Below are 6573 nucleotides of genomic sequence, written 5' to 3'. Positions count from 1 at the left end.
GTGTCGTACGGGGAGTTGGATGCGCGGGCGAACCGGTTGGCGCATCAGTTGGTGGCGATGGGGGTGGGTGCGGAGTCGGTGGTGGGTCTGTGCCTGCCGCGGGGTGTGGACATGGTGGCGGCGGTTCTGGGGGTGTGGAAGGCGGGGGCGGCGTATGTGCCGTTGGATCCGGAGTATCCGGCGGAGCGGCTGGAGTTCATGCTGGCGGACAGTGGTGCGTCGGTTGTCATCGGCGGGGGTGGTCTGTCCCTGGACGATCCGGAGGTCGCGGGGCGGCCGTCGACGGCGCCGGACGTCGTGGTGGGTGCGGAGCAGCTTGCCTATGTGATCTATACGTCGGGTTCGACGGGTGTGCCGAAGGGTGTGGCGGTTTCGCACGGTGCGGTGGCGTCGATGGTGGCGGCGTTGTCACCGGAGCTGGGTGCGGCGCCGGGGGTGCGGGTGTTGCAGTTCGCGTCGTTCAGTTTCGACGCGTCGGTGCTGGACCTGGCCGTCACGCTCGCCAATGGCGGGACGCTGGTGGTGGCGTCGGCGGCGGAGCGAGCGGACACGGCCCTGCTGGCGCGGATGCTGCGAGACAGCCGTGTGAGCGCGGCGAGCGTCGTCCCGTCCTTGCTCGCGGTCCTCGACCCGCAGGCCGTGCCGGGGCTCGGAACGCTTCTGGTGGGTGGGGAGCCGATCAGCCGTGAGCAGGCGCAGCTCTGGTCAGAGGGCCGCCGGTTGGTGAACACCTATGGTCCGACGGAGTCGACCGTGATGGTGACGGCGGGGCGGATCGACGGTACGGAGTCGGCGGTGCCGATGGGCGCGCCGGTGGCCAACACTCGGGTCTATGTGCTGGACGAGCGTTTGCAGCCGGTGCCGGTGGGTGTGCCGGGTGATCTGTATGTCGCGGGCGGGCAGTTGGCGCGCGGGTATGCGGGCCGGGCGGGGTTGACGGCGGAGCGGTTTGTTGCGGCGCCGTTCGGTGGCGTGGCGGGCGGGCGGATGTATCGCACCGGTGACCGGGCGCGTTGGACGGCGGACGGGAGGCTGGTGTTCTCGGGGCGGGCGGATGAGCAGGTGAAGATCCGCGGGTTCCGGGTGGAGCCGGGTGAGGTGAGTGCGGCGCTGTCGGCGTGTGCCGGCGTTGCGCAGGCGGCGGTCGTCGCCCGTGAGGACACCCCGGGCGACACCCGGCTGGTGGCCTACATCGTCCCTGCCGACGGCCGGACTGCCAGCGAACTCCCTGCCACCGTACGCGCGTTCGCGACCGACCTGCTGCCGTCCTACCTGGTCCCGTCCGCCGTCGTCGTCCTCGACGCGCTGCCGCTGACCGTCAACGGCAAGCTGGACCGCGGGGCCCTGCCCGCTCCCGAGTACGCCGCAGGGGAAGGCCGTGCCCCGGCGACCGCCCGGGAGGAGGTCCTCTGCGCGGGTTTCGCGGAGGTCCTCGGCCTGCCGGCCGTCGGGGTGGACGACGACTTCTTCGCCCTCGGCGGGCACTCCCTGCTCGCGGTCTCGCTGGTGGAGTACCTGCGGACCCGGGGTGTGTCGGTGTCGGTGCGGGCGTTGTTCCAGAGCCCGACCCCGGCCGGTCTGGCGGCCACCGTAGGAGCGGACCGGGTCGTGGTGCCCCCGAACGCGATCCCCGCGGACGCCACCGAGCTCAGCCCGCGGATGCTTCCGCTGGTCGAGCTGGACCAGGCCGAGATCGACCTGATCACCTCGGCCGTCCCCGGCGGCGCGGCCAACATCGCGGACGTCTACCCCCTCGCCCCCCTCCAGGAGGGCCTCTTCTTCCACCACCTGCTCGCCGGCCGCGACGGCGTGGACGAGGACGTCTACGCGGTGCCCTTCGTCCTCGGGTTCGACTCGCGCGAGCGCCTGGACGCCTTCCTCGCCGCCCTCCAGCAGGTCGTGGACCGGCACGACATCTACCGCACCGCCATCGTCTGGGACGGGCTGCGCGAACCCGTCCAGGTGGTCCTCCGCAACGCGCAGCTTCCCGTCCGGGAGGTGGCGGCACCGGCGCCCGGCACCGATGCCGTCGAGTACCTGATGGCCGTCAGCGGGTCGCCGATGGACCTGACCCACGCACCGCTGATCCGCGCGTACGTCGCCCCCGAGCCCGGTGGCCGGGGGTGGACCGCCGTGCTGCGCATTCACCACCTCGTGCAGGACCACACCACGATGGACGTGGTGATGGGCGAGCTGGCCGCGTTCCTGGCCGGGAGGGGCGGGTCGCTGCCCGCTCCGCTGCCGTTCCGCGAGTTCGTGGCGCAGGCCCGCCTCGGCCTGCCCGACGAGGAGCACGAGCGGTTCTTCGCAGGCCTGCTCGGCGACGTCACCGAGACCACGGCGCCGTTCGGCCTGCTGGACGCGCAGGAGGACGGCCACGGCGTGGCCCTGGCGCACACCGAGGTGGACGGCGCGCTGTCCGACCGGGTGCGGGAGGCGGCGCGCCGCCACGGGGTGAGCGCGGCGACGGTGTTCCACCTGGCGTGGGCGCGGGTGCTGGCGGCGGTCAGCGGACGCGACGACGTCGTCTTCGGCACGGTGCTGTTCGGCCGGATGAACGCCGGCGCCGGCTCCGACCGGGTGCCCGGCCTGTTCCTCAACACCCTGCCGGTCCGGGTCCGCGTCGGCGCGGCCGGCGTGGGCGAGGCGCTGTCCGGGATGCGGGACCAGCTGGCCGAGCTGCTGGTGCACGAGCACGCCCCGCTCGCCCTGGCGCAGCAGGCCAGCGGGGTGCCCGGCGGCAGCCCACTGTTCACCTCGCTCTTCAACTTCCGGCACAGCCAGGTCGTGGGCCGGGAGTCCACCGACGACGCGCTCGCGGGCATCACCCTGCTGACCACCCGGGACGCCACCAACTACCCGCTGAGTCTGTCCGTCGACGACACCGGTGCCGCGTTCGTGGTGAGCGTCGACGCGGTCGGGGTGGTCGACCCGGCCCAGGTGTGCGCCCTCGTCCGGACCTGCCTGGACAACCTGCTGTCCGCATTGGAGACCGCCCCGGCCACCCGCCTGGCCGCGGTCGCCGTGCTCGACGGGGCCGAGCGGGAGCGCATGCTCGTGGCCTGGAACGCCCCGGGCGCGCGCGGCGCGCAGAGCGCCGCCGACGGCACGACGGCCGAACCGGTGGCCAGGCGGTTCGAGGCGCAGGCCGCCCGCAGTCCGGAGGCGGTCGCGGTGGTGGCGGACGGGGACGAGGTCTCCTACGCCGAGCTCGACGCCCGGTCGAACCGGCTGGCCCGGTACCTGACGGGTCAGGGGGTGGGCCCGGAGTCGGTGGTGGCGGTGGCGCTGGACCGCGGTGTCGGGCTGATGACCGCCGTCCTCGGCGTCCTGAAGACGGGGGCCGCGTATCTTCCGGTCGACCCGGGCTACCCGGCGGAGCGCATCGCGCACATGCTGGACGACGCGGCCCCGGCGCTGCTCCTCACCTCGGCGGTGTCGGCCCCGGAACTGCCCGCGTCGGCCGTGCCGCCGGTGGTGCTCCTGGACGCGCCGCAGACGGTCGGGGCGCTGGCGGGCCTGGCGGCGGACGCCCTCGGCGCGGGTGAGCGGACCGTGCCCGCGCCCGGCCATCCGGCCTACCTGATCTACACCTCGGGCTCGACGGGCCGGCCGAAGGGGGTCGTGGTCCCGCACGCCGCCTTCGCCAACACCGTGGCGTCGGCGCGCGACCGCCTCGGGGTGGGGCCGGACTCGCGGGTCAGCCAGTTCGCCTCGGTGAGCTTCGACGTCTTCTGCCTGGAGTGGGCGATCGCACTGACCTCCGGGGCCGCCCTGGTGGTCGTGCCGGAGGACCGTCGTCTCGGCGCCGACCTGGTGGCGTTCCTGTCCGCTCAAGGGGCGACCCACGTGGACCTGCCGCCGGCGGTACTGGCGGGACTGGAGCCCGCCGCGCTCGGGGCCGGTGTCGTCCTCAACGTGGGCGGCGAGGCCCTCGCGCCCGAGGTCGCCCGTCGCTGGGCGGCCGGGCGCACGCTGTTCAACAGCTACGGTCCGACCGAGAGCGCCATCGACGCCACGGTGTGGCGCTGCCGCGCGGACGCGGACGGGGTGGCGATCGGCACACCGATCGACGGCGCCCGGGTGTACGTGCTCGACGAGCACCTGATGCCGGTGCCGGCCGGCGCCGCCGGTGAGCTGTACATAGCCGGGGCCGGGCTGGCCCGTGGCTACGTCCGCCGGCCGGGTCTGACGGCGGAGCGTTTCGTGGCCTGCCCGTTCGCCGCGGCGGGTGAGCGGATGTACCGAACCGGAGACCTGGTCCGCTGGTCGGCGGCAGGTGAGCTGGAGTACCTCGGCCGGGCCGACGACCAGGTGAAGATCCGCGGGTTCCGGATCGAGCCCGGCGAGGTCCGGGCCGTCGTCGCGGAGCACCCGCTGGTCGCGCAGGCGGCCGTCGTCGCCCGCGAGGACGTCCCGGGTGACAAGCGCCTGGTCGCCTACGTGGTGCCCGAGGTGGGCCAGAGCGGTGGGGAACTCGTCGCTCTCGTCCGGGAGTTCGCGGCCGACCGGCTTCCCGCGTACCTGGTGCCGTCGGCGGTGGTGGTGCTGGACGTGCTGCCGCTGACGGTGAACGGGAAGCTGGACCGCAAGGCGCTGCCCGCCCCCGCGTACGCGGCCGGGGTGGGCCGCGGGCCGGCGGACGCGCGGGAGGAGCTGCTCTGCCAGGCGTTCGCCGAGGTCCTGGGCCTGCCCGCGGTCGGGGTGGAGGACGACTTCTTCGCCCTCGGCGGCCATTCCCTGCTCGCGATGCGCCTGGCCAGCCGCGTCCGGACGGTCCTCGGCGTGGAGCTGCCCCTGCGGGTGCTCTTCGAGGGGCCGACACCGGCCGCCGTCGCCGTCTGGCTGGACCGGGCCGCCGAGGGCCGGCTCGCGCTGACCGCCGCGGCCCGCCCCGAGCGGGTGCCGCTCTCCTTCGCCCAGCGCCGGCTCTGGTTCCTGGGCGAGCTGGAGGGGCCGAGTGCCACCTACAACACGCCGACGGCGCTGCGTCTGAGCGGTGCGCTGGACCGGGAGGCGCTCGCCGCCGCCCTGTGCGACGTCCTCGGGCGTCACGAGGTGCTGCGCACCGTGTTCGAGGCCACGGACGGGGAGCCCTGCCAGCTGGTCCTGCCGGCCGACGGGACGGGCTTCGAGCTGACCGTCACCGAGGTGACCCGGCAGGGCCTGGACGCCGCACTGGGTGCGGCCGCCGGTCACGCATTCGACCTGGCCGCGGAGATCCCGCTGCGGGCACAACTGTTCGTGCTGGGCCCGGAGGAGCACGTCCTGCTGCTGCTCGTCCACCACATCGCCACCGACGGCTGGTCGACCGCGCCGCTGGCCCGCGACCTCTCCGCGGCCTACGCGGCCAGGCTGGAGGGCCGGGCCCCCGACTGGGCGCCGCTGCCGGTCCAGTACGCCGACTACGCCCTGTGGCAGCGCGAGCTGCTCGGGGACGAACAGGACCCGGCGAGCCTGGCCGCCCGCCAGATCGCCTACTGGCGCGAGGCGCTGGCCGGCATCCCGGAGGAGCTGGCCCTGCCGGGGGACCGGCCCCGTCCGGCAGTGGCCTCCCACCGCGCGCACGCCGAGGAGCTGGAGATCCCCGCGGCGCTTCACCAGGGCCTGGCGGAGCTGGCCCGGGCGCAGGGCGTGACCATGTTCATGGTGCTCCAGGCCGCCCTCGCGGTGACCCTCAGCCGCCTCGGCGCCGGCACCGACATCCCGATCGGCTCGGCCACCGCCGGGCGGACGGACGAGGCGCTGGACGACCTGGTCGGCTTCTTCGTCAACACCCTGGTGATCCGCACCGACCTGTCCGGGAACCCCACCTTCACCGAGGTGCTCGGACGCCTGCGTGAGACCGGACTCGGCGCCTACGCCCACCAGGACGTGCCCTTCGAGCGACTGGTCGAGGCCCTGGCGCCCACCCGTTCGCTGGGCCGCAACCCCCTGCACCAGGTCGTCCTGACGCTGCAGAACACCGGCTCGGTCGCGGGCGGTGGCGAACCCGCCCTGGACCTGCCCGGCGTGCGGGTCGGCATGGCCGACGCGGGCACGCCGGTGGCCCGGAACGACCTCGAACTCATGGTGGGCGAGACCTTCGACGAGCACGGCGCCCCGGCGGGCATCCGCGGCGGACTCGCCGGCACCACGGACCTCTTCGACCCGGGGACGGTCCGGCGGCTCACCGACCGGCTGGTCCGCGTGGTGCGGGCCGTGGTCGAGGACCCGCAGGTGCGGTTGGCGTCGGTGGAGGTGCTGGACGAGGCCGAGCGGCGTCGGGTGCTGGTGGAGTGGAACGACACGGGTGCGGGTGTTCCGCAGGTGACGGCGGAGCGGTTGTTCGAGGCGCAGGTGGCGCGGACGCCGCAGGCGCTGGCGGTTGCGGGGGACGGGTTCGAGGTGTCGTACGCGGACCTCGACGCGCGGGCGAACCGGCTGGCGCACTACCTCGTCGGCCAGGGGGTGGGTCCGGAGTCGGTGGTGGGTTTGTGTCTGCCGCGGGGTGTGGACCTGATCGCGGCGATCCTGGGGGTGTGGAAGGCCGGGGCGGCGTACCTGCCGCTGGACCCGGAGTACCCGGCGGAG

Annotated in this window: 1 protein-coding gene; it reads left to right on the top strand. The window is 74.3% G+C overall.

The features are described from left to right. Positions 1-6573, top strand: a 6573-nt coding sequence (locus J5Y04_RS40950) for a non-ribosomal peptide synthetase (protein WP_307853564.1), incomplete at its 3' end; no start/stop codon positions are given.

Origin of the sequence: Kitasatospora sp. RG8, assembly GCF_017813315.1 — a bacterium.
In the GTDB taxonomy this organism is placed as follows: Bacteria; Actinomycetota; Actinomycetes; order Streptomycetales; family Streptomycetaceae; genus Kitasatospora.
This window is presented reverse-complemented; position numbering and strand designations above follow the sequence as displayed.